The sequence below is a fragment of the Methylotuvimicrobium sp. KM2 genome (genome assembly GCF_038051925.1).
In the GTDB taxonomy this organism is placed as follows: Bacteria; Pseudomonadota; Gammaproteobacteria; order Methylococcales; family Methylomonadaceae; genus Methylotuvimicrobium.
On sequence record NZ_CP150634.1, the window covers coordinates 1,377,454 to 1,399,519 of the forward strand.

General features: G+C 50.4%; 23 protein-coding genes and 1 riboswitch. Of the genes, 5 read left to right on the forward strand and 18 right to left on the reverse strand.

Going from position 1 to position 22,066, the window contains the following annotated elements; all coding sequences use genetic code 11:
* Nucleotides 1-1,015 precede the first annotated feature (1,015 nt).
* The 5 genes from WJM45_RS05970 (at nt 1,016) to WJM45_RS05990 (ending at nt 7,107) form a co-directional block, all read left to right on the forward strand.
* Complete coding sequence (locus WJM45_RS05970; protein WP_341328056.1) at nt 1,016-1,324, forward strand: c-type cytochrome; 309 nt, start codon at nt 1,016-1,018, stop codon at nt 1,322-1,324.
* 428 nt (nt 1,325-1,752) lie between these two features.
* On the forward strand, nt 1,753-3,240 hold the full coding sequence (locus WJM45_RS05975) for a RimK family protein (protein WP_341328057.1): 1,488 nt from the start codon (nt 1,753-1,755) through the stop codon (nt 3,238-3,240).
* Nucleotides 3,241-4,076: 836 nt separating this feature from the next.
* Nucleotides 4,077-5,165 carry a M14 family metallopeptidase gene (locus WJM45_RS05980; RefSeq protein WP_341328058.1) on the forward strand — a complete coding sequence of 363 codons (1,089 nt, stop codon included), beginning with the start codon at nt 4,077-4,079 and terminating at the stop codon, nt 5,163-5,165.
* Nucleotides 5,158-6,291 carry a ribosomal protein S18-alanine N-acetyltransferase gene (rimI, locus tag WJM45_RS05985; RefSeq protein ID WP_341328059.1) on the forward strand — a complete coding sequence of 378 codons (1,134 nt, stop codon included), beginning with the start codon at nt 5,158-5,160 and terminating at the stop codon, nt 6,289-6,291. The genes WJM45_RS05980 and rimI overlap by 8 nt, the downstream gene beginning before the upstream one ends.
* 21 nt (nt 6,292-6,312) lie before the next feature.
* Complete coding sequence (locus tag WJM45_RS05990) at nt 6,313-7,107, forward strand: RMD1 family protein (protein WP_341328060.1); 795 nt, start codon at nt 6,313-6,315, stop codon at nt 7,105-7,107.
* A gap of 525 nt (nt 7,108-7,632) precedes the next feature.
* Here WJM45_RS05990 and WJM45_RS05995 read toward each other — a convergent pair.
* The 18 genes from WJM45_RS05995 to WJM45_RS06080 form a co-directional block, all read right to left on the reverse strand.
* Entirely contained in the window at nt 7,633-8,223 is a 591-nt protein-coding gene (locus WJM45_RS05995) for a hypothetical protein (protein WP_341328061.1), read from the reverse strand.
* Between the two features lie 26 nt (nt 8,224-8,249).
* The gene (locus WJM45_RS06000; protein WP_341328062.1) at nt 8,250-10,091 is read right to left on the reverse strand and encodes a TonB-dependent receptor; all 1,842 of its coding nucleotides are present in this window, start codon (nt 10,089-10,091) and stop codon (nt 8,250-8,252) included.
* Nucleotides 10,092-10,197: 106 nt separating this feature from the next.
* Nucleotides 10,198-10,427, reverse strand: a riboswitch (cobalamin riboswitch).
* 664 nt (nt 10,428-11,091) lie between these two features.
* On the reverse strand, nt 11,092-11,589 hold the full coding sequence (locus WJM45_RS06005; protein WP_341328063.1) for a bifunctional adenosylcobinamide kinase/adenosylcobinamide-phosphate guanylyltransferase: 498 nt from the start codon (nt 11,587-11,589) through the stop codon (nt 11,092-11,094).
* Nucleotides 11,586-12,989, reverse strand: a complete 1,404-nt coding sequence (locus WJM45_RS06010; protein ID WP_341328064.1) for a cobyric acid synthase — start codon at nt 12,987-12,989, stop codon at nt 11,586-11,588. Before WJM45_RS06010 ends, WJM45_RS06005 begins: the two co-directional genes overlap by 4 nt.
* Nucleotides 12,986-13,549, reverse strand: a complete 564-nt coding sequence (cobC, locus tag WJM45_RS06015) for an alpha-ribazole phosphatase (protein WP_341328065.1) — start codon at nt 13,547-13,549, stop codon at nt 12,986-12,988. Before cobC ends, WJM45_RS06010 begins: the two co-directional genes overlap by 4 nt.
* Nucleotides 13,534-14,280, reverse strand: coding sequence for an adenosylcobinamide-GDP ribazoletransferase (cobS, locus tag WJM45_RS06020; RefSeq protein WP_341328066.1), 747 nt, complete (start codon nt 14,278-14,280; stop codon nt 13,534-13,536). Before cobS ends, cobC begins: the two co-directional genes overlap by 16 nt.
* A 607-nt stretch (nt 14,281-14,887) precedes the next feature.
* The gene (locus WJM45_RS06025; RefSeq protein ID WP_084685321.1) at nt 14,888-15,064 is read right to left on the reverse strand and encodes a type II toxin-antitoxin system HicA family toxin; all 177 of its coding nucleotides are present in this window, start codon (nt 15,062-15,064) and stop codon (nt 14,888-14,890) included.
* Entirely contained in the window at nt 15,061-15,276 is a 216-nt protein-coding gene (locus tag WJM45_RS06030) for a type II toxin-antitoxin system HicB family antitoxin (protein ID WP_341328067.1), read from the reverse strand. Before WJM45_RS06030 ends, WJM45_RS06025 begins: the two co-directional genes overlap by 4 nt.
* 77 nt (nt 15,277-15,353) lie before the next feature.
* Nucleotides 15,354-15,500, reverse strand: coding sequence for a hypothetical protein (locus tag WJM45_RS06035; protein WP_341328068.1), 147 nt, complete (start codon nt 15,498-15,500; stop codon nt 15,354-15,356).
* A gap of 15 nt (nt 15,501-15,515) precedes the next feature.
* The gene (locus WJM45_RS06040; protein ID WP_341328069.1) at nt 15,516-15,935 is read right to left on the reverse strand and encodes a peroxiredoxin; all 420 of its coding nucleotides are present in this window, start codon (nt 15,933-15,935) and stop codon (nt 15,516-15,518) included.
* Nucleotides 15,936-16,329: 394 nt separating this feature from the next.
* On the reverse strand, nt 16,330-16,542 hold the full coding sequence (locus tag WJM45_RS06045; RefSeq protein ID WP_341328070.1) for a type II toxin-antitoxin system HicA family toxin: 213 nt from the start codon (nt 16,540-16,542) through the stop codon (nt 16,330-16,332).
* Complete coding sequence (locus WJM45_RS06050; RefSeq protein ID WP_341328071.1) at nt 16,539-16,745, reverse strand: type II toxin-antitoxin system HicB family antitoxin; 207 nt, start codon at nt 16,743-16,745, stop codon at nt 16,539-16,541. Before WJM45_RS06050 ends, WJM45_RS06045 begins: the two co-directional genes overlap by 4 nt.
* A 268-nt stretch (nt 16,746-17,013) precedes the next feature.
* The gene (locus WJM45_RS06055) at nt 17,014-17,409 is read right to left on the reverse strand and encodes a DUF29 domain-containing protein (protein WP_341328072.1); all 396 of its coding nucleotides are present in this window, start codon (nt 17,407-17,409) and stop codon (nt 17,014-17,016) included.
* Nucleotides 17,410-17,514: 105 nt separating this feature from the next.
* Nucleotides 17,515-18,552 (reverse strand): nicotinate-nucleotide--dimethylbenzimidazole phosphoribosyltransferase, encoded by a 1,038-nt coding sequence (cobT, locus tag WJM45_RS06060; RefSeq protein WP_341328073.1) that lies wholly within the window; start codon nt 18,550-18,552, stop codon nt 17,515-17,517.
* Nucleotides 18,534-19,196 carry a 5,6-dimethylbenzimidazole synthase gene (gene bluB, locus WJM45_RS06065; RefSeq protein WP_341328074.1) on the reverse strand — a complete coding sequence of 221 codons (663 nt, stop codon included), beginning with the start codon at nt 19,194-19,196 and terminating at the stop codon, nt 18,534-18,536. The genes cobT and bluB overlap by 19 nt, the downstream gene beginning before the upstream one ends.
* Nucleotides 19,189-20,118 (reverse strand): homoserine kinase, encoded by a 930-nt coding sequence (locus tag WJM45_RS06070; protein WP_341328075.1) that lies wholly within the window; start codon nt 20,116-20,118, stop codon nt 19,189-19,191. Before WJM45_RS06070 ends, bluB begins: the two co-directional genes overlap by 8 nt.
* A 6-nt stretch (nt 20,119-20,124) precedes the next feature.
* Complete coding sequence (cbiB, locus tag WJM45_RS06075; protein ID WP_341328076.1) at nt 20,125-21,018, reverse strand: adenosylcobinamide-phosphate synthase CbiB; 894 nt, start codon at nt 21,016-21,018, stop codon at nt 20,125-20,127.
* Nucleotides 21,011-22,030 carry an aminotransferase class I/II-fold pyridoxal phosphate-dependent enzyme gene (locus WJM45_RS06080; protein ID WP_341328077.1) on the reverse strand — a complete coding sequence of 340 codons (1,020 nt, stop codon included), beginning with the start codon at nt 22,028-22,030 and terminating at the stop codon, nt 21,011-21,013. Before WJM45_RS06080 ends, cbiB begins: the two co-directional genes overlap by 8 nt.
* Nucleotides 22,031-22,066 lie beyond the last annotated feature (36 nt).

The following is a 22,066-nucleotide window of genomic DNA, read 5'->3' on the forward strand; positions in this document are numbered from 1 at the left end:
CCTAAAAAGAGCAGTTGAGAGCCTCAAACTACCGTTCGCCCTGAGCCCTTCGGCTGGGCTCAGGAGAGCCCTGTCGAAGGGTGAACGGTAGTTTGAGGCTTCACCAAGACGGTGAAGGTGTTGTAGACCCTTCATGGTTCGACTTTACTCAGCACGAACGGTTTACAACACATGCCAACTGCTCTTTTCAGGATTAAATGGCATCGAGGTCAAAAAGACTAAAATATGCTGTTACCCAAGTTCTAGCTTCCCGTCAATCCAGGAAGATTGAACGAGCAAGTCGGGGTTTTCCTCGTTCCCACCGCTCCAGCGTGGGAATGCATACCGATCTTGCCTCGGCTGACAAGGTATGGGTTCCCACGGAGGACCGTGGGAACCAGAAAGACGGTATATCTACGACTTATGTATAACGGCGAGAGCTGGAGCTTGGGAAAGAGCGTGAAACGCGTGATTCCGCCAGGGGTTGGCGGAATCCAGTGCCAGAGATGGCAATGCGTAGCTTCTTCACATCAATATTAGTGCATACCGAGTCTTTTTTATTCCGGAAATTCATTGGTTAGTCGTTCCGGGCCTTGCTCCAAATGATCCGTTTGCTTTTCAATTAAGCTCAGGCGAACGCTAATTTGGCGTGTTCAATCGGGCCTGTTTAAACAACCTTAAAAATGGAATGCAAATGATATAAGAAAACTAGTCTTTATCATTTGTAGTGAATATGGGTTGTGACATTGCGTATTATCATTAATTTTCAATTTCTTACGCTCGCCAAATGTTAAGGTTGGGGTAAGCCAAAAGACAGGTTTTGCGATTCAAGTCGGAAAAACCGGATCATTCATGCCATTGCTATTTCCCTGAAAATGGCGTAAAAACTAAGCTCCATCGTTGATGGTAGCTAGGCCAGGACAACTTTGTCCATTTTATTGTCCGGATTAAAAAACTCAGTAGGGGTGTTAATAATAACTCAAGATTTCCGCTACTGATTCCTGACAAGAACAATTTGTATATTTAGGAGAGTCACATGAGTAAATCTTTAAAAATCGCTTTATTTTCTGCGCTGTCGTTAACTGCGGTAGGCGTTGCTCAGGCCAATGATGTTTTTAATAAAAATTGCGCCGCATGTCATGCCGGCGGTAAAAACGTCATGAATCCGGATAAAACTCTTTCATCGGAGAGTTTGGAAAAAAACGGCGTGAATTCTTTGGATGCAATCAAAAAACTGGTTTCTGAAGGCAAGTCCCCAATGCCGGGATTCGCCTCGACTTTGAGTAAAGAAGAAATCGAAAGCGTTTCGGCCTATGTGCTGGAACAGGCTAAGAAAGGCTGGTAATTGTCACGAAGGCCGGGGAAAGCATTAGCGCGCCCCGGCCTATACTTACAGACACCCTTTCAAAATCGTTCAAAGAAACAGTTTTTGAGGCAGCGACGCCACGTTTCCACCTATCAAACCGATTATTTAAGTGATTCATATATTCAGGATGCGAATCGGTTAGAGTTTCGCAAGTATTCCTGAGTTACCAAGCCTAGAAATGGTATGCGGTGCGTATCCTGCGGCTCGCCGAATTTTGATCTACGACGGGTATAAAAGCTGGATAAGGGCATAAGTTGAATCTTGCGTAAATATTCTTAATGCTTTAGATTGCCGTCTTTCTGGACTTTCTTTGTTTCGTATGGACCCGAGATTCAGAGAAAAGCTGTTTTCGTAATTGGACGGAATTAGTATTTCCAGACCTCTACTTCATTACCCAGGCGGAGCCCGTGCATTCTTTATATATCGTTGTCGATCGCCTGGAAGATTGGGCGCCTTATTATCCGAGCAGCGACCTTGTTACGGTCGAGGCTTATCTGACATTGCCGGAAAGTAAAAAAGCCGGTAAGACACAAGTAATCAATCTATGCCGAGATTATGATTACCTCGGCACCGGTTATTATTGTTCGCTGTTGGCCGAAGCGCGCGGCCAACGGGTAATCCCGTCGATTCGCAGCATCAACGATTTGGCCAATCATCATTATTACCGGCTTTACGATAACAACCTCGATAAATACCTGGGTAAACATCCGTCAGGTTACGGACAACCCGATACGGAATATTTCGGTATAAAAATATTTTTCGGTAAAGTGTCTTATCCGCCGCTTGAAAAATTGGCCAGGCGTTTGTTTGAGCTCTATCCCAGCCCGATTCTGAATGTCGAATTCAAACGGGGCGAACGTTGGGAAATCGTTGGGATTACGCCGGGCAATCTAGCCGAATTGAATGAAAACGAACAAAATCAATTTGCGGAAGCGATCGATGCCTACAGTCGTAAGATTTGGCGCAAACCTCGTTCGCGTAAACGGTTTCGCTTCGAAATGGCGATTCTCTACAATCCGCAAGAGGAGTTTCCGCCGAGCGATACGAAAGCCCTGAAAAACTTTATCAAAGCGGGTAATGATCTGGGTTTGGATGTCGATCTGATCGATAAAAACGATTTCGCGCGGCTTTTGGAGTACGATGCCTTGTTTATCCGCGAAACTACAGCGATCGATCATCATACTTACCGTTTTGCCAAACGGGCGGAGAGCGAAGGTTTGGTGGTGTTGGACGATCCCGATTCGATTCTGAAATGTGCGAATAAGGTATTTTTGGCCGATTTATTGAGTGCGCATGGTGTTCCGACGCCGAAAACGCAGTTGATCATACGCGACAAGCCGCTGGATTTCGACGAATTGGAACAGAGCTTCGGTTACCCTCTCGTACTCAAGATTCCTCATGGTTCGTTTTCGCGCGGCGTGGTCAAGGCGCATGGCCGCGACGAGTTGGAAAACCAATGCCGCGAATTATTCAAAGAGTCCGCCATATTGCTGGTGCAGGAATATGTGTTGACAGACTACGACTGGCGGATCGGTTTTTTGAACAACCGGCCGATTTATGCTTGTAAATATTTCATGGCGCGCGGGCATTGGCAGATCTACAACCATAGCAGCGATAAAGCCAAAGGCAAAAGCGGCGGCTTTGAAGCGCTGGCTGTCCGCGATGTGCCGAAGGATGTCGTCAAAACCGCATCGAAAGCGGTTAAGCTGATCGGTGACGGGTTATACGGTGTCGATATGAAACAAATCGAAGGTCGTAACGTGATTATCGAGATCAACGATAATCCGAGTATCGATAGCGGTGTCGAGGACGATTATTTAGGCGAGGATTTGTATCGCATCATCATGGAGGAGTTTGTACGCCGATTGGAACGTAAGCATAGTGCTTATGCTTGAGACGGGATAGAGTGGCTTCGATAGTCGTGACGAAGACGTCGCGTCCATAAGCTTAGAAGAATCATTTCACCATGAAGAATAAGAAGTTAATTAAATAACTTGTCATGCGTTTGTATAGGGCTTTCGCTCAACCAAAAAGTTAGCGGGAATGTCTAGGTAATCTATTGAAATACTTGATGAACTTCATGTGCTTCATGGTTAAACTGCCGAATTTAGGATAAGGTATGTTCTGTGGGAGCGATCCCCAGATCGTCCCTCACCTAACGCTAGGTGAGGGAAAGCCGGGTGCGTTAGGTAACAATAAATAATGTCGAGGTCGCAATAGCTAAGAAATATGCACAAAATAACTTTACGAAACAGTAAGCTTTGTGGAGTTTTAGTGAATCGCTTAACATGAGACCGTAAACCCAGCACCTAAATTGTCTCAGACAGTAGCGTAGCCCGGATGGAGCGTAGCGCAATCCGGGAAACTCGGAGCCACGCCATTCCCGTATTCCGCTACGCTGCATACGGGCTACGTGCTTTACTCCCTTTTGACCGAAAAAGCGTATAAGAACGAGAAGGTGTGGGGTATGCCTAGCGAGGATGTCGGCGGCAGGGAGCCGCCGTCAAGCCCCCATGGACGGGTTCACGGCGCTCCTCGATAGGCATACCCCATACCCAACAAAGTTGAACGATTCTTCAGTAAGAAGGGAGTAATAGCAACTTGGGAAAGAGCGGATATGGGTTGGCTGTTTTTAGCTTGATGCGTATGGATTCGGTAGGAGCCGAAATTGGTTACGCGCAACGTACCCAACGCGTCCCTTATTATTTTCAGCAAACCGGATGAGTACATTATGCCGAGTAATTACGACCTAGAAAGCTTTTCCACAGACTATTTCGACGCACGCGAAAAGTTTCTGTCCGCCTGCTCCAGTCAGCCGGGGCATTTGAGGCGTTTTCAGCATTCATTGTTGGCCGGCGACAATCAACCGTTGTCGACCGAGGTGTTTTGGCTCGGTGAAAAACAGGTTAGTAAGGTGTTGGTCATTATCAGCGCTACCCATGGCGTCGAAGGTTTTTGCGGTTCCGCGGCGCAAATCAATTGGCTCAGGCATGCACCGATGCCCACTGGCGATACCGCCGTGTTGTTCATTCACGCCTTGAATCCATTCGGCTTCGCCCATTTACGCCGCGTCAACGAAGATAATGTCGATTTAAATCGTAACTTCATCGATTTTTCCGATAGGCCCGTCAATCTCGGTTATCGAGAACTGGCCGATGTGTTGCTGCCGGAGCATTGGTCCGACGCGAACGAAAAAAGTGTATTGCAAACAATCAACGATTACCGAAAGCTTTACGGCCAACGCAAAACCGAGGAAGCGATCAGCGGCGGTCAATACGAGTATCCGCAAGGCTTGTTTTATGGCGGCGCTACTTCCACTTGGTCGAGACAAGTGGTTGAAACCGTGATGCGCGAATTCGATTTGGCGAATCGGCAACGAGTCGCGGTGGTCGATATCCATTCCGGGCTTGGACCCTATGGTTATGGTGAAGTTATTTCGGATCATCCGCCTGGCTCCAAAGCTGCGACATTAGCGAAACGTTGGTTCGGCGACAGCGTCACCGAGCCGGCGCTGGGGACATCGACTTCGGTACCTAAGCTGGGCTTGCTCGATTATGCCTGGCATAAGGCTCTGGGCGATCGCGGCTGTTATATCACGTTGGAATTCGGCACCTATTCGCTCGATATGCTGTTTCAGGTGTTGCGTAAAGAAAATTATTTTTGGCACAGAGATCCGGAAACAAGGCAGCTCAGTCATCCGATACGGCAGCAAATTCGGGATTATTTTTATCCCGATAAGAGAGACTGGCAGGAAATGGTGCTGTTTCGTAGTGAGCAAGTGTTAACGCAGGCGCTTGATGGATTGGCGGGTAATGACTGATTCTGCGGGCGCCGAAGAAACGCCGAAAATCGTGTTTCGTAGCGCGGTCAAAAATGACGTTCGGCAATTATTGGCGATTGAAAATGCTTGTTTTACGCAGGATAAATTAACCTCGCGTAATTTTCACTGGATGCTGGAAAGAGCCAATGCCGATATCATCCTGGCCGAAATCGAAGATAAAGCGGCGGGATATGCGCTGTTGCTGTACCGCAGAGGCGCATCGTTGGCGCGGCTCTATTCGTTCGCGGTGTTACCCGAATACCGCGGACTCGGTATTGGTGTAGGCCTGCTCAATCACTCGGAAGCACGCGCCCGAGAGCGCGACTGCGTGTATTTGAGGCTTGAAGTTCGTCCCGATAATCAACAAGCGATCGCGTTATACCGAAAACAAGGTTATCGGCAATTCGATACCAAAGAAGATTATTATGAAGATCACAGCGAGGCGCTGTGCTTCGAGAAACGAATCATCTATCCGCATCCGGAAACCCGCCTGACCGTGCCGTTTTATCGGCAAACGACCGATTTCAGCTGCGGCCCTTCGGGCTTATTGATGGCGATGGCGGGACTGAATCCGGACATCGAATTGTCGCAGGCGCATGAACTGCAAATTTGGCGCGAATCGACGACGATTTTTATGACCGCCGGGCACGGCGGATGCGGACCTCACGGCTTGGCGCTGGCGGCTTGGCGGCGAGGGTTCGCGGTCGATGTGTATTTGAGTCAACAAGACGTGTTGTTTATCGACAGCGTGCGCAGTCCCGAAAAACGCGAAGTTATCAGTCTAGTGCAAGAGGATTTTTTGCGCCAGCTCAAGCAAACCGACGTGCGCATGCATTTCGATAAAATCACGCTCGAGGGATTGACCGAGCATCTGGATGCCGGTCATATTCCATTGATTTTGATCAGCACTTACCGGATCAATCGCAACAAGGCGCCGCATTGGGTAGTCGTGACCGCGCATGATCCGCACTTTATTTATTTGCATGATCCCGATGTCGATACCGAGCAGCATGCCAGCGAAGCGGACAACTTTTATGTGCCGGTGCCGAAAGCCGAATTTTTGGCGATGTCCCGCTTCGGGCGCAGCCAGCTCAGAGCCGTCGTGATCATCGCGCGGCGTGAATGACTAGAGGACTAGAAGAAAGTTATGACCAACGATCGCCCAATCATGCACTGTTTAACCGTTTGCCTTGCGCAATCCTTCGATTTTCCGGCATTGCGCGAGAAAATGTTGATGTCGGGACGCGTCAAGGCGTTTAGAAATGCCTTGGTCGTCGACTATAAAAGCGGCTGCTCAATCGTATTCGCTTACGGCGTCGCCGTGCATTGGAACGTGAGTTTGGACGAGCAACGCAATCTACATGATTTATTACTAGACTTCGCGATCAAGCCCGATGCCGAGCCGCAGGAAGACAATTTCAGCTACGAAACGAACTCCGAAAAATACCGGATACAAAGCGATCATATCGAACTGATCGACGCCGATCAGATGGTGCTCCTGGCAGTGTCCCATGCAATGGCTCAGTCGATCAAACTGGCCGCATTCGAAAGCCATGCGATCAATACGATACGCGAAACCAGTCATTTGCCCGAATCTTTGGCCAGGGAAGGGAAGATACAACTCGGCAGAAAAGCCACAGCGATGATCCGAGGGCAATTATTTCTGACCAAGAGCGATATCATTTTGAATTACGACCTGCTCGATACGCCCGAGTTTTTCTGGGAGCATCCGGAGTACCAGAGCATTTATTCGATGGCGGCCAATTACTTGGAAATTCAGCCCCGCACCGAAGTCTTGTCGAAAAAACTCGAGACGATACACGAATTGTTGGAAATGCTGGCCGACGAGCAAAAACATCAGCATTCGTCGTTTCTCGAGTGGATCATTATTTATTTGATCGCGGTCGAGATCGTGATGTCTTTAGTCGACAGGGTTTTTTGAGGCGTCGGCAAGAGCCTTTATCCTAGAAAAAGCATTTCACCATGAAGATCATGAAGAATAGGAAGTTAATTCAATTACTTATTACGCGTTTGGATAGAGCTTTTGCTCACAAAAAAGGTTAGCGAGAAGATTTAGTTAATTTCTTGAAATCCTTCATGAGTTTCATGTGCTTCATGGTTAAGCTGCCGAATTTCATTGTTCCCACGTCTTGCGCCCATCGTTATACATAAGTCAAAATCGACCGTTTTCCTCGTTCCCACCGCTCCAGCGTGGGAATGCATACCGATCTTGCCTCGGCTGACAAGGTATGGGTTCCCACGGAGGACCGTGGGAACCAGAAAAAATGACATATTTGAACGCAGCTTAGGATTCTGTGAAAGTATCCAATATGACGAATAAACCATGAAGAACATGAAGAGTTAGGCTATAGATTTTATAGTCTTTTCTTCATTGACTTCATGTTCTTCATGGTGAATAAATTTTTTATGATGTATTAATAGTTTCCCAGTCTCAAAGGGTATGGAGCTAAGCGCCTTTTTGATCTTCACTGAAAATCGGCAAGGATTTCAGCAATGCAACTACGCCGAAAATCACGGTTGCATAGATCAAGGTCGATTTGATATAGGCCGGGTAGAAATTCGCCATTTTGCTCAGTTTTTCAGACCAGTCCAACGCATCGTGACGGCCGGACAACAAATAGAAGCTGAATTCGGAAATCAAAAACGCAAGCGTCGTTGCCGCGAGCAGAATTGCGAATTGTTTCAATAGCACCGAAGGGTTCGACTCTTTGAATTGGGCGCACATCTTGCCGCCGAACCAGACTGCGGCATAGGCCGGAATCAAAAAGACATAGGCCGGTGAAACGCAAAAGCTACTGACGCCGAAGAATTGAATCACGACTAAATCGATCAATGCCGCTTCGGCCAATAAAACGGCAAAAAACCGGTTGCCGCCGAACCAAAACCCGGCCAGAAAAAATACTGCCAAAGAGGCGTCTGGGAGTTGAAAAGGCGTGCCGATATGGCTAGAACGCGTGGCCGCCATCAACAACATCAGAGCGATCGCGCCGGGTTGAATCGGTAGGTTTTGGACAGTTAAACGTTGTGCGATATTCATCGTCATTTCTCCAGGAAAATTAAGTTTTAGATATTATAGCGAATCGAAACGAAAAAATTACGATCGGCCGTGTTGTAGGTATCGACCAATTGGTATTGTTTATCCAGCAAATTATTTAATTGAGCGCTGACGGTCCAATTTTTATTGATGTGATAGGCCGAGCGTAAATCGATGGTCGCGTAACCGTTGACTTTAGTCGTATTATCGGCATCGTCGTAGCGATAGCCCTCGGCTAATAGGAAAGCACCGACGTCGACGGGCCCGAACGATCTGGATAGATCGAATGATAACATTCTATCGGTGCGGCGTGGCAGACGATTATTCGTTTCGCGGTCGACCGGACGGAGCAAATTCATGCCCAATTTGGCGTTCCAACCGAAAATTTGCATGCCGATTTCGGCTTCGAGACCGTCGATTTGGGCCTTGCCGATATTTTCGGCGGATAAGTTAAACGTTACCGGATCAAAGACATTGACGATCAAGTTATCCAGGTCGGTATGATAAGCGCGAATCTCCCACTGTAGCCAGTCATGGTTGCCCGCGAGTCCGACCTCGACCGATTTCGATTCTTCGGCCATCAAGTTGGGATTGCCGAATCCAGGCCAATAGAGTTGGTTGAAACTCGGGGCCTTAAAGCCGTTGCCGAAATTGGCGAATGTACTGATGCCGTAATCCCAATTGGAACGCCAGCCGATGCTGCCGGTGACGAAATCGCCGAAGGCTTCGTTTTCATCCCAACGAATCGAACCGTTCAGATGATGGTTGTCGAAGAATCGTCCGTGCCATTCGCCGAACACGCCGACATCGTAACGCGATAGCTCGGTGTAATCGGTCGTGCTATTCGCTTCATCCAAACGGTAATCGGCCCCGAGCGTCAGTTGATGATCGTCCGACAATTTAACCGCATTTAACCAACTGGCATTCCAACGCGTGCTGTCGAAACGGCTGAAAAACGAGCCGTCAGGCGCAAAATTATCGTTATCGTCTCGGCTTTGCCCTAACCGTAAGGTCGAGCGCCAATTGTCGATGACGTCGATAGCGCCACTCAGACCAATGACTTGATTGACGAATTCCATTTTATTCGGCGTTCCGTCGAAGTCGTTGCGACCTTCCGAGCGCATGTAGCTGGCTTCCATCTCGGCATTGTTATCGAAGCGGTGGCCCAAGCGCGCATTGAGTCCGGTATTGTAGAAACCGTCTTTATCGGGCTCATCCACCCCGAAAAAACCGGTAGTCGGTTGTCGCGCATCGAAGCCTTGCGAATTGAAATGCGACGCGCCGAGGGTATACCAACTATTTTGATAACGCCCGCTGATCGTGCCGGAGGCCTTGGCGGTATTAAACGAACCGCCGCCGGCATCGATCGTGATCGTCGGTTTTTCTTCTTGTGTGCCTTTACGGGTGAAAATTTGGATAACGCCGCCCAAGGCTTCGGCGCCCCAAAGGCTGGACTGCGGACCGCGAATGATCTCGACGCGTTCGATTTGATCGATCGGCAATAGTTCGAATGGCGAAGTGCCGGAGGTGACCGAACCGAAGCGGATGCCGTCGACGAGTACCAACACATGGCCGGAACCGGTGCCGCGTATGAAGACGCTGGAATTTTTACCGTATCCGCCTTGTTGCGTGATATCGAGGCCGGTCGAGCCTCTCAGCAATTCCGGCAAGGTATTGACCTGAAGGCGTTCGATGTCTTTCCGCGTATATACGGTGCTGGCGGTTGCCAGATGGTCTTTGGGACTGTCCGACCGAGTTGCCGTGATCAGCATTTCGGGTAAATGTAACGGCGTCTCGTCCGGAGTTGAGTCGGCCAAGGCCGAAATAGGGAAGCCGGTGAATAACAGTGGGCTTAGATAGAATATTCGCATGATGTCCTCTGCGCCGCCCGCGCATGAAAGGTTGTAAAATTACAACGCAAGGGCGTGCGGCGAAAAGGCGGAGCATGGCTCGACCGTTTCGTTAACAGCCCTCCGCTGTATCGAATCGCTATCGGGCCGGTCTCCGGGCTTATAAGTGGCCATTGGCCTGAATCATCGCCTTCCCATGTCATTGCACACAGTGGCAAATTGATGATTCTTTACTTATCTACCGTTGCGGGGGCAGCGCCGGCATTGGTTTGATAACCTGACCGGCTTCCCGTTTAACCCCGCCCTAGAATCGATTTGTCGATTCTAGGGCGGGGCACCTGAAAGCAAGGAGGGCATTATAGGGATTTACCGGCTGAATGCAAGTGGAAGAAAAATAAGGGGGGGGTGATTCAATGGCTTATGTTTCCCTAAAAGGTTATTTAACATTTTAGATGCGTAGAGGCGAAGCCGAATTCCATCGTTGCAAACCGCCGCGACTCTCCCATTGGACGGGTTTCCGCTTCGCTACTACCCTACACCGAGGCTCACGCTCGTTCCCATGCTCTGCGTTCATCGTTATACACAAATATCGGTAAACTTGCTATTCCCTTTTGATTGAAAAATCGTCTTAGAATAAAAGGTATGAGATGTGTCTATCGAGGACCGCCGTAAACCCATCCATGGGGGCTTGACGGCAGCGTTCCCTGCTGCCGACATCCTCGCTAGCCACACCCCATACCTTCATAAAGTTAACTAATTTTTTTGAGTATAAAGGGAGTAAACAGAGGTCATCGTATTCCTGGAAACGGTGCTGTTTGATAAATCTGCGGATATTGGATATCAGTGGCTCCGATATCGCGATCTGGGGATCGCTCCCACAGAGCTTCCGGTCATTTGTGGGAGCGACGCCTACGTCGCGATTTTCGAGGCCATTGCCGCTCAAAAAACCGCAAGTCTGATAGGACGACGCGACAATTCGACAAGGGCGCTTGTTTGCCGACCCACAGCGCCGAATTTAGGTTTATTTCATCTGCAATTTTAACCCTGCGCTGCAAAAAAAGACGCGATCGCAATGCCGGCCCATCAATTGCGCGGCCTTGCCCGATAAATCGATGAATTGCCGGGCCAAACGACTGTCGGGGATGACGCCGAGGCCGACCTCGTTATGAATCAAGACTAATTCGGCGGGAAGCCGCAACACGGAGTCCAATTCTTGAAGGATGGCGGATTCGGGAATTTGATGATACAAGGCATTGTTCAGCCACATCGTCACGCACTCGACCAATACCGGACGGTTCAAGCCTTGCAATGCGGCGAGCAGTTTGACCGGTTCCTCGACCGTAATGAACGAATCCTGCCGGCGCTGCTGGTGAACGGCCACCCGGGTCTTCATTTCGTCGTCGAAAAATTCGGTCGTCGCCAGATAATAAGGTTTTTCATCCCCGCATCGCTGCAAAATATAGTCTTCCGCCAAGCGCGATTTACCGCTCTTGACGCCGCCGATGAATAAGGTCTTCATGCTGGCTCCTGTAAGGCTTCCAGGATCAACGACAAATCCAGATTGGCCGCGACCCGGTCGGCAAAGCCCTGAATTTGAGCGTCGCGGTAGCCGGCGTAGGCATAACCTCGATAATCGGGGGTCAGGGCTTTGAAATAAGCGTTTCGAAATAAGTCGTTGTCGAAAACGCCGTGTACATGCGTGCCGGCGACCGCGCCTTGCCGATAAAAAAGCGGGTATTGAGTCATGCGCCCGCAATGAATTTCATAACCATTCAACGCCGGATAGTCGAACAGGTCATAGCTTCCTCGCCGGACGATCTTGGGGTGTTGATACAACACCTCGTCATCGATATAACCGAATCCGGATTCGCTGCCGGGTCGGTCGTGCTCGATAGCCTGCGGGTCGAGCAACGTTCGGCACAGCATTTGGTAACCGCCGCAAATACCGAACACCGCTTTGTCGAAACGCTCGATTTCGGCGAACAAGCCTTGTTCCTTCAGCCATCTCAAATCGCGCAGTACGGTTTTGCTGCCCGGCAAAAGCACCATGTCGAAACCGCTTAAGGGGCGGTAGGCTTGAATCAATTCGACATGCAGCTCTTCGTCGGCCATCAATACGTCCAGGTCGTTATAATTGCTCAAACCCAGATAGGCGATCGCGGCAATGCGAATCTTGACGCCGTTCAGGCGTTGCCGGTAATTATTGAGCGATTGCGAATCTTCCATGTCGATATTGAGCGGTTCGAACGGCAATACGCCGAGCACCGGCACGCCGAAACGTTCTTTGATGATCGTTTCGCCTTCATCGAAAAAACGCCGGTCGCCCCGGAATTTATTGATCACGACGCCGATCAAATTTTGGCGCATGACAGGATGCATCAATTCCAGCGTGCCGTAAATCGACGCGAACACGCCGCCGCGTTCGATGTCGGCGACCAGAATGTTTTGGGTGCCGAAGGTATTGGCGACAAAGCTGTTCGATAAGTCTTTATGCAATAGATTGAGTTCGACCGGGGAACCCGCGCCTTCGGCGATGACCAAGTCATGAGTCTGCCGGAGCGTCGTAAAGGCTTGTTCGACCTGTAATTTAAGTCCGCCTATCGAATCGTAATAGTCCGCGATGGTTTGATTTTGATGGACCAAGCCGTTGACGATCACTTGCACCGAACCGTTGCCGTGCGATTTCAGCAGCACCGGATTGAACAAATGATTCGGTTCGATCCGCGCGGCCTCGGCTTGCAGGCATTGCGCGCGGGAGATTTCGCGGCCGTCCGGCGTCACGGCCGAATTGTTCGAGACGTTTTGCGCCTTGAACGGCGCAACGCTTATTCCCTGGTCCGCAAAAATCCGGCACAAGGCCATCGCTATCGTGGTTTTGCCGGCGTCCGAGCTGGTGCCGAAGATCGCTAGAGGTTTCATAGATTGAGATAGTGAATGTAGGTGTATTGATGGCTGTATTGAAATTTATGCAAGGAACCGTAATCGACTCGGAATTGAAAGGCGGCGGCGGGCGGCAGCTTCAAGATATGAGCCAGCAGGGCGCGAATTACGCCGGCATGGGTTACGACGACGGCTTGCGAAAATTCGGTCTCGATGAGCTCTTGCCAAAAATGGCCGGTACGGCGACATAAATCGGTAAAGCTTTCTCCGTTCGGCGGCGGGAAGTCGACGAAATTTTGCGTCCAATGGTTTAGGGCTTTTGCGTCGATGTCATTGAAGAGCACGCCTTCCCAATCGCCGAAATCCAGCTCCAAGAGCCGTTCGTCGGTGACGACCTCATCGGAAAGTGCATCAGCCAATCTTTTGCAGCGGCTGAGCGCGCTGCTATAAAACCGGCAGTCTTCGGCGAGCTCGGGCAGTTTTTGCCGTAGCGCTTCGGTCTCTTGGGCGAAGCTGTCCGCCAAGGCAATGTCGGATCGCCCGTAGCATAAGCCCTTGGCGGCAGCGGTTTGGGTATGGCGAATCAAATATATGTCCATAGAGCGCTGAGCGACAGGTAAAAAACGGTTTCGGTAATTTGTTGGCTAGCCCCCAAACAATCGCCGGTATAGCCGCCGATATGACGATGAAAATAGCGTCCGAGCCCCAGCGTGATCAGCGCCATCGGTATCAGCGAAATCAAGAACAGTGGCGGCAGCAAGGCAAAAGGCAGTAAAGCCGGAATGCCTGCCAAGAGTAAAGTTTTCGCTTCGGGCTTGAATACCGCGCCGGACGACTTGCTTGGTTGCATGCGGGCATAGTCGTAGCGGTACATCAAGTATAACGGAAACCAGCGGCTGATACTGTGCCCCGCCAGCAAGGCAAACGGCGGAAGATGCGCCGGTAAACCGGCCAAAAGCCTGAATTTTAACAGCATCAACAACAATAAGCCGGTCACGCCATAGACACCGATATGCGAGTCTTTCATGATGTCCAGAATGCGCTGTTTATCGTAACCGCCACCGAAACCGTCGCAGACATCGGCAAAACCATCTTCGTGAAAAGCCCCGGTAAGCAAGATGCCGGCGATCAAGGCGATAACGACCGCAATGTCTTGCGGCCAGACTTGCAAAGCGATCCAGAAAACCGATGCGGAAAACCCGCCGACCAACCAACCGACCAACGGCAGGTAAACACAAGCAAAGGGTAATCGTCGATAATCGAGCTTGGCGGGGCTGGGTAGCCGGGTATAAAAGCCGACGGCCAGTAGAAAATCGTGTAATGAGGGCATGGGAAGTTTTGCTTGAATTAGGCGGGATGTCCGGTTTCTTCTACCGTATTTTGCTCGTCGTTTTTGTAAACACTCGACCGGTGGCTAATTTTTACACAATTGACGACGAGCGTTGCATCTCTAATTTCAGACCCCCGTCAATTCTCGTTCCCATGCTCTGCGTCACTGCCATTAAGATAACGGAAAACCTTTATCCGTCATGGATTGCAAAAACCCGCACACCATGGATGGCTTTTGAGGCACATTAAAGCCTAAAGTCAGCATGACGTAACCAGAGTTCGGGTTAAGCAACCCAGCCAGTATCAGGCATCGCTTCCAGAAGACGCCGTGAATACGTCCGTGTAGGCTTGAGCGCAGCATCCATGCTGCGCACACTTCTTCCAGCGATGCCTGATACTGTCTTAATCTTATGGAATATATAATCTTTTATTCAGAGCTCAGGTTGCTTGTTTCTAAGACGGCTTAACTTAATGGCAGTGTTGCTCTGCGTGGGAACGATAGGGGAGTGAATAATTACACCTGTACAGGTAAAAAAAACAATAACGCAAAGCTCAGCGGCGGGGCGTTAGCGGAGTCCGCTGGATTGCCAGGTTAGGCCTAGACAGCTTCATATCCCCAATTGCCCCTTGATAAGCCGACAAAGACTCTCTTTTATTTCGGAATGTCTTGGAACTGGAGTTTGTTTACCATTTGCAGGATTTGCATAAATATCGTGCTTATTACCATGACGTTTAAGGTAGCAGCCTGCTTCAACCAACTCTCTAATAAAGTTTCCTCGTTTCACGCTACTTCGACTAAGACTTCTTTTATTTGTGATGCTGGGTGGTTGGTTTGCACCTCCCCTTCCATTAACAGTTTATAAGCATCTTCAATGTTTTCTTCCAACTCCTCTAGTGTCTCACCTTGGCTAAAAACCCCAGGAATTTCCTTGAGTTTGCCAATATACCATCCATCATCTAACCAATATTCGAGAGTAAATGCACGTTTCATATTCATATCCCACTACAAATTGACCTAAATTCTGTTGTTCAACACAAAGTTCTTAATAGCTCGCCCTCCGGTTAAGCACTGGGTTAAGCTTGATTCTCGGAGAGCCAAGCCATCACCTCAATAACATTTTTATCTGGTGGAAAGACAGGATAAAAACATTTTTTAATCATTCCACTTTGTGTAATGAGCGTCAATCTTTTGAGCAATTTTAACCCTTCGACTTCAAGCATAGGCAATTTTAAACTTTAGGAAAAATTATGATTAACATCGCTCAAAAGCGGATAAGGCAACCCTAAGCGACTAGCAGCTTCTTTTTGTGTCTCTGATGTTTGAGTACTTATGCCGTAAATGCCTACCCCATTACGGTTGAATTCGGTATAGTTTTCACGATATGAACATACCTGTGGCGTACACCCAGCGGCACCGGGAATTTGAACCCAGCCTTCTGGAATGGCAAATCCTGGGTGACCTGTCATTGGATAGCAGAAAATCACATTCCAGCCAGACAAGCGGGATAGATTGATTTCTTGGTCATTGGTGGACCATAGAGAAACATCCGGCAACAGCATGTTTTCCAGATGTTCACATGCCCTATCATTCAAAGGAATTGGCAAGTCCTCTGGAATAGATTGAAGTACATCGGGTGGAAGTTGAAAATTTGGCAAAGTAATTTTCCAATAAGCCTAACTACAATTAGACATCCTAAATGACGCAAAATATTGAGTCATAAAGCTGCCTAATTCATTTGAGAAAATTAAACTAATGTAGTTTACAGCAAGTTGTAAAAAACAACTTTTCCTATTAAAAATGCGAAATACGTCAGTGCCGACTTCGGAGAATTCAACGATATTATTGGATCAAGTATGGGCTAAGATTCGTTTGAGGCACTGTAGTCGCGTAGGTCGGGTTAGCGTAAGCGTAACCCGACAGAGGGGCCCCCAACATCATGTCGGGTTACGGCTAACGCCCAACCCGACCTACTCGGCTAAGGCAAAGCTCAGTAGCGGAGCGTTAGAGGAGTCCACTGGAATGCCAGGTTAGGCAATACGAAGGATACCCTTATAAATCATTTGGACTCAACCCAGTATGCTTGGAGATACGAGCAAGCATACGTGATCCAATTTCTTCGCCATCGTGGAAGGCAAAAACAAAATCAGGCCAGCCATTCCGCGAAAGTGTCCGATGCGACCCAGATTGACGCTTAACTTTCCAACCGATAGCTAATAATGCCGCAAGAACACGCTTAGCTTTAGCTGAAGGCCAATGGCTCACGCTATAATAAAGTCAATGTTGATTGGCATCGGAAGGCTTTCTTTAGTTTCAATTCGTTCGGCAAGTGCACGAAGCGCTAGTACTTCAGCCTTAGCCATCGCTTCGTTAGCGGTAGCGCCATAAGTAAGTACGCCGGGAATTTCAGGAATCTCCGCTAACCAACGACCATCATCTTCTTGTTCGTATTCAATATGAAAATTCATATCATCTCCAAAGTGGGGCAATATTCGCATTTTACGCTTGCCATTGAAAAAGAGCTAACTACAATCACCACTCGTACCGTTTTTGAAAAGTTTTGTCGGGCATAAAAATATAGTTCAATGCTTCATTAGGAAACTTGCTAAATCAACTGGCGTTGGCCACTTAAATGGACAAAGTCGAGTCCTTATTTTCGGCTTTCCTACTTAATTTGTATCTGACCCCGATTATTCAGGTCAAAAGGGCTCTGGCCCATACGCATCAGTGCGTGTCTCAAAAGTCCCACGGACAAGACTCGGGGAAGCAATCGAGTCCTGTTTCCTTTACCGCAAGACCGGCGGCATCGGACCACACCCATTCCCACCAATCGGGTTGAGTCAGATCGGTTTCAAGACTGGGGGTTTCTTTCAAGCAGCTTGCAATCCCTCGCCGTTGCGCCTTGATTGTTCGTTGCCGGCTTTTGCTTCGAAAGCCTTCCTGATATTGCCATTTCAGAAGATGGGCCAGCAAAACAGCCATTCTGCTTCTCAGTTCTCTTCGTTCGCTTTTGCCCACGTCCTCAATCTCATCCGCAATAGGTTCAAGGTCGAGCATGTTGAATTGGCCCGCACGGAGAAGCGCGGCCTGCTCGTTCGCCCATGCAACAATGTCAGATTCGTATCTATGCATCGAAAAGCCCTCAAAATGTCTCAATAGGATTTTAAATCGTGCCGACGTTTGTTTTTGATGAAAAGAGTAACACCGCATCTCATCAAAAACAAACGCCCAGCAATTTCAAACCGCATCCACGCCCGCTTCGGCAAAGCTTGCCATTTCGTTCAGCATCGCAACCGCCGATTGTATCAACGGATAGGCCAACGCCGCGCCGGAGCCTTCGCCTAGGCGTAATTCAAGATCGAGCAAGGCTTGCGCGCCGAAGTGATCGAGCAGCGCTTGATGGCCTTGTTCGTCCGAGACATGGCTAAACACGCAATAATCCAAGATCTCGGGATGGCATTTCGCCGCAACCAACAATGCACAGCCGGCGATAAAGCCGTCGACGACGATCAACATACCCCGTTCGGCGGCTTTCAGATAAGCGCCGGTCATCATCGCGATTTCAAAACCGCCGAAGACGGCTAATACCTGTAACGGGTCATGTATGTTTGGATGTTGTGCCAACGCTTGATTCAATACCGACAATTTATGGCCGAGTTGCGCATCAGTCAATCCCGTCCCGCGTCCGACGCATTGCGCCAGCGGCAAGCCGGTCAAGCCATGCATCAACAGCGAGGCGGACGAGGTATTGCCGATGCCCATTTCGCCGAAGCCGATACAATTGCAACCGGCCCGATGACGTTCCAGCACGATATCGGCGCCGGCCTGTATGGCTTGGGCGCATTCGCTTTCGGTCATTGCCGGCACATGCAAAAAATTACGCGTGCCTTTGCCGATTTTGGCATCGATGAGTTTAGGGTGTCGGCTTAGCTCCGCATTGACGCCGGCATCGACGATCCACAGGTCGAGGCCGTTTTGCTTGGCGAAAACGCTGATAGCGGCCCCGCCAGCCAAAAAATTAGCGACCATTTGCGCCGTGACGCTTTGCGGATAGGCGCTGACTCCGGACGCGGCGATGCCGTGATCGCCGGCAAAAATCACGATAGCCGGGTTAATCAGCGTCGGCGATATCGTGTTCTGTATTAGACCGATGCGTAGCGCCAGTGCTTCCAATCGGCCCAGCGAACCCAAGGGTTTGGTCTTTTGGTCGATCTTGGCTTGCAGCGCGTCGGTGAGCTCGGAGTCTACCGGCTTGATCAAAAAGTCAGTTTGCATGGCTTGTTCCAGGCGTTTTCAAATAAACAATCGTTCAATTCCATGCGCGACGCCCATTGTTCTTGTGCCAATAGCGGTTCGTCATAAAAGCGCTCGACATGGCCCAGGCATAATATCGCGAACGGTTGGCTGTCGCCGGGCATCGCCAATAATCGTTTCAGCGCCTCCGGCTCGAACATCGATACCCAGCCCAAGCCCAGTCCTTCGGCCCGGGCGGCCAGCCACATATTCTGGATTGCGCAAGATAACGAGGCCAAATCCATTTCCGGCAGGGTGCGCCGGCCGAAGATATGTTCTTCGCGGCGGTCGCTCAACGAGGCGATGAGGATTTCGGCGCATTCCAAGATGCCTTCGACCTTGATGCGCATGAATTCGTCTTCGCGTTCCTGTAAGGCGCGGGCGGTTTGCAGGCGCTCCTGCTCGACCAGATCGTGTATGGCTTCGCGTAAATCCGGGCGGGTGATGCGTATGAAACGCCACGGCTGCATGAAGCCGACGCTTGGGGCATGATGCGCCGCCGCGATGATGCGCGCCAGCCTATCGGGCTCGACCGGGTCGGGCAAAAAATGGCGCATATCGCGGCGCTCGTAAATGGCGCGGTAAATGGCGGCGCGTTCGGCGTCGGAATAGCGATGATCAGGCATGGGCGGCGTTTCGGTGTTGTACGAGCAGGTCTTTAAAAACGAACGGGTCTTTGGGTTGGCTCAGGGCAGCCGCTCGATTGCTGTGATGGTGTACGAGGCGCGACAGCCAAAAACGCAACGCGGCGGCTCTGAGCATGCGGTTGCAATGCTGATGTTCGGTTGCCGATAACGGCCTTAGGGTTTCATAGCCCGAAAGCAGAGAGGCTAATTTTTGCGTATTGAAAATACCGTCGTCGCAGCACCAGTCGTTCGCGCAGACGGCGATGTCGCGCAGCCAGTGGTCGCGGCAGGCACTGTAGAAATCGAGTATGCCGCTGATTTGTCCGTCGGCGAATAAGGCATTATCCCGGAATAAGTCGCCGTGAATCACGCCGCCGGGCAGCGTTTGTTGTTCGTGCTCGGCCTGAAATTGCAGTTCGCCCAGAATCAATTCGCGGTCGTCGGCGGATAGTTGACTCTCGACTTGCTCGAACAAGGCTTTGATCGACAAAACGTCATGATGGCTTGTGATCGGAAAGGAATAATCCCGCGTGTCGAGATGCAGCCTAGCCAGTTCTGAGCCGATTTGCCGGCATTGATCGGGTGTGGGCGAAACGATGGATCGGCCGGCCAAGCGTTTACAGACCAGTGCCGGCTTGCCGTTGAGGCTGCGCAATAGCCGATTTTGTCGGTCGGTCTGCGGATTCGGATACAGCGGGTTGCTGGTGCCTAAGTGATTCATCAGTTCGATCACCGGGGTTAGTTCCTCGTCATTCTGAGCTTCGAACAAGGTCAAGACATAGTCGCCTTGCGTGGTCGCGACCGCATAATGGCTGTTTGCGATGCCGTCGGGAATACCGGCATAATCGACTACATAGCCGAGATCGTAAGCGCCGAAAAAGGCGTCCAGTTGTGCGGCTGTGACTGAGGTATAAACGGACATGCTTGATCAAGACAGCAAGAAACCAACGGCCAATAGGCCGAGGATCGTGAAATCGATGGGTGTTTTCATGGACAAGGCTTTCGATAGCATGGTTTTAGTGACCGGCACGATGGCATCGCCCAGCGCCGGTTTGGTTTTTAGCCTGCCATGGTACATCGCATCGCCGCCCAATGCCACGCCCAAGGCACCCGCCATCGCGGCAATCGGCCGGCCGGCATTGGGGCTTTCCAGTTTATCGGCGTCCCGCCATAAGCATTGTAAAGCCCGTTTTTTATCGGCCGACACTAAAATAATCAATAAGGCTGTCAAACGGGCCGGAATAAAGTTGGCGAGATCGTCGAGTTTGGCGGCGATTCGGCCGAAATGAAGATAGCGGTCGGTTTTATAGGCGATCATCGAATCTAAAGTATTGACGGCTTTGTAAACGGCCAAGCCCGGTAGGCCGAATAAGACCAGATAAAACAGCGGTGCGATGACGCCGTCGCTGAGGTTTTCGGCCCAAGTTTCAATCGCCGCCTTATAGACCTCGCTATCGCTCATCGCTTCGGTATCGCGGCTCACCAGGTAACGTAGGGATTGGCGTGGCTGCTGTACGGTCAACAGTTCCGATACGCTTCCATGCAGCATGTGCATCGCAAGCCCCATCGATGCTATGACAGCTAAAACGGGTAGGGCGAGCCAATACGGTAATAGTTGGCAGGCGTAAACGATCGAGAGGCTTACGATCAGAGTCAAGGTCAATAGACTGGCAACCAATATCGCGCCCGATCGAATATTGTCGCGGTAATAACGCCGTTCGTACCCTTCGATAAAGCGGCCCATCAGCACGACCGGGTGGGTCGTGCGGAATTCGCCGAAGCGCAGGTCGATCAAATAGGCCAGCGCCGCCAATTCAAACATGTTGCAAACACTCGGCGAGCCGGGCAATCGATTCGGTATCCTTGACCGCGAAGCGCGCATGGCGTTTATCCAGGCCTTCGAAATTGTCGCAGACGCGAATCAAGATTCGCGCCTTTTCCAAATGGCGCTGCAAGGCTTGGCCGTCGATTTTCGCCAAACGGGCGAGGATAAAATTGGCTTGACTCGGATACACCCGGTCGAATAGTTCGGAATCCTCCAGCACTTGCCTCAAGGATTCGCGAAGCTGTGTCGTTTGCCTGCGCGTGTTGTCGACGAAGGCGTCGTTGCGAAGTGCTTGTTGCATGTAGGCGATATCGAAGCTCGACAGTTTCCACGCCGGTTCGAGTTGTTGCAATTTTGTGATTGCCGTTCTCTCGGCGGCGACGAAACCGATACGGACGCCGGCGCTGCCGTAAAACTTACTCAAGGACTTGATCAGGTAAAGGTTCGGGATTTGCCCGATTTTGTCGGCGATACTGGCCGTGGCGGCGGCAGGGCAGAAGTCCAAAAAAGACTCGTCGATCAGGATCGTGCATCGAGCGGCCTGCCATTGGGCCAGTAGCTCGTGTAGGTCGTAAAGCGTGCCGTCGGGCGTGGCCGGGTTGACGAAAATGACGGTGCTGTACGGCGGGATTTCCGTCTGTTCAAAACGACCGAAACGGTCGATGGAATGAATGCGGCAATCTAATTGCCGCGCGATGCGCGCATATTCGACGTACATCGGTGTATAAAGTACGACCTCTTCCGGATGGAGCTTGCGTAATAACGCAAAAATCGCCGCGCTCGCGCCGTTGAAGGGTTCCAGGTCGGCATCGTCCGGCAACGGATAGCGATGCAGCAGCACCGCTTTCAAGGCGCTGTAATCCGGATCGGCGTAAGGCGACGGGTCGAATTGCAAGGCGCGCCAGTCGATGGCCTGAACGGGATTGATGTTGGCTGAAAAGTCCAAGACCTGATCCGGTCGGCAACCGATGCGCTCGGCAAAACCGTAAATATTACCGCCGTGTTTCATTCAGAAAAGCGTGTCGTGCGAAGTCAAAAACCGTCT

Excerpts from the sequence above, each read along its gene's own strand:
- WJM45_RS05970 (WP_341328056.1), top strand. The coding sequence starts at position 1,016 with ATGAGTAAATCTTTAAAAATCGCTTTATTTTCTGCGCTGTCGTTAACT.
- WJM45_RS05980 (WP_341328058.1), top strand. The coding sequence starts at position 4,077 with ATGCCGAGTAATTACGACCTAGAAAGCTTTTCCACAGACTATTTCGAC.
- rimI (WP_341328059.1), top strand. The coding sequence starts at position 5,158 with ATGACTGATTCTGCGGGCGCCGAAGAAACGCCGAAAATCGTGTTTCGT.
- WJM45_RS05990 (WP_341328060.1), top strand. The coding sequence starts at position 6,313 with ATGACCAACGATCGCCCAATCATGCACTGTTTAACCGTTTGCCTTGCG.
- WJM45_RS05995 (WP_341328061.1), bottom strand. The coding sequence starts at position 8,223 with ATGAATATCGCACAACGTTTAACTGTCCAAAACCTACCGATTCAACCC.
- WJM45_RS06000 (WP_341328062.1), bottom strand. The coding sequence starts at position 10,091 with ATGCGAATATTCTATCTAAGCCCACTGTTATTCACCGGCTTCCCTATT.
- WJM45_RS06005 (WP_341328063.1), bottom strand. The coding sequence starts at position 11,589 with ATGAAGACCTTATTCATCGGCGGCGTCAAGAGCGGTAAATCGCGCTTG.
- WJM45_RS06010 (WP_341328064.1), bottom strand. The coding sequence starts at position 12,989 with ATGAAACCTCTAGCGATCTTCGGCACCAGCTCGGACGCCGGCAAAACC.
- cobC (WP_341328065.1), bottom strand. The coding sequence starts at position 13,549 with ATGGACATATATTTGATTCGCCATACCCAAACCGCTGCCGCCAAGGGC.
- cobS (WP_341328066.1), bottom strand. The coding sequence starts at position 14,280 with ATGCCCTCATTACACGATTTTCTACTGGCCGTCGGCTTTTATACCCGG.
- WJM45_RS06030 (WP_341328067.1), bottom strand. The coding sequence starts at position 15,276 with ATGAATATGAAACGTGCATTTACTCTCGAATATTGGTTAGATGATGGA.
- WJM45_RS06035 (WP_341328068.1), bottom strand. The coding sequence starts at position 15,500 with ATGCTTGAAGTCGAAGGGTTAAAATTGCTCAAAAGATTGACGCTCATT.
- WJM45_RS06050 (WP_341328071.1), bottom strand. The coding sequence starts at position 16,745 with ATGAATTTTCATATTGAATACGAACAAGAAGATGATGGTCGTTGGTTA.
- WJM45_RS06055 (WP_341328072.1), bottom strand. The coding sequence starts at position 17,409 with ATGCATAGATACGAATCTGACATTGTTGCATGGGCGAACGAGCAGGCC.
- cobT (WP_341328073.1), bottom strand. The coding sequence starts at position 18,552 with ATGCAAACTGACTTTTTGATCAAGCCGGTAGACTCCGAGCTCACCGAC.
- bluB (WP_341328074.1), bottom strand. The coding sequence starts at position 19,196 with ATGCCTGATCATCGCTATTCCGACGCCGAACGCGCCGCCATTTACCGC.
- WJM45_RS06070 (WP_341328075.1), bottom strand. The coding sequence starts at position 20,118 with ATGTCCGTTTATACCTCAGTCACAGCCGCACAACTGGACGCCTTTTTC.
- cbiB (WP_341328076.1), bottom strand. The coding sequence starts at position 21,018 with ATGTTTGAATTGGCGGCGCTGGCCTATTTGATCGACCTGCGCTTCGGC.
- WJM45_RS06080 (WP_341328077.1), bottom strand. The coding sequence starts at position 22,030 with ATGAAACACGGCGGTAATATTTACGGTTTTGCCGAGCGCATCGGTTGC.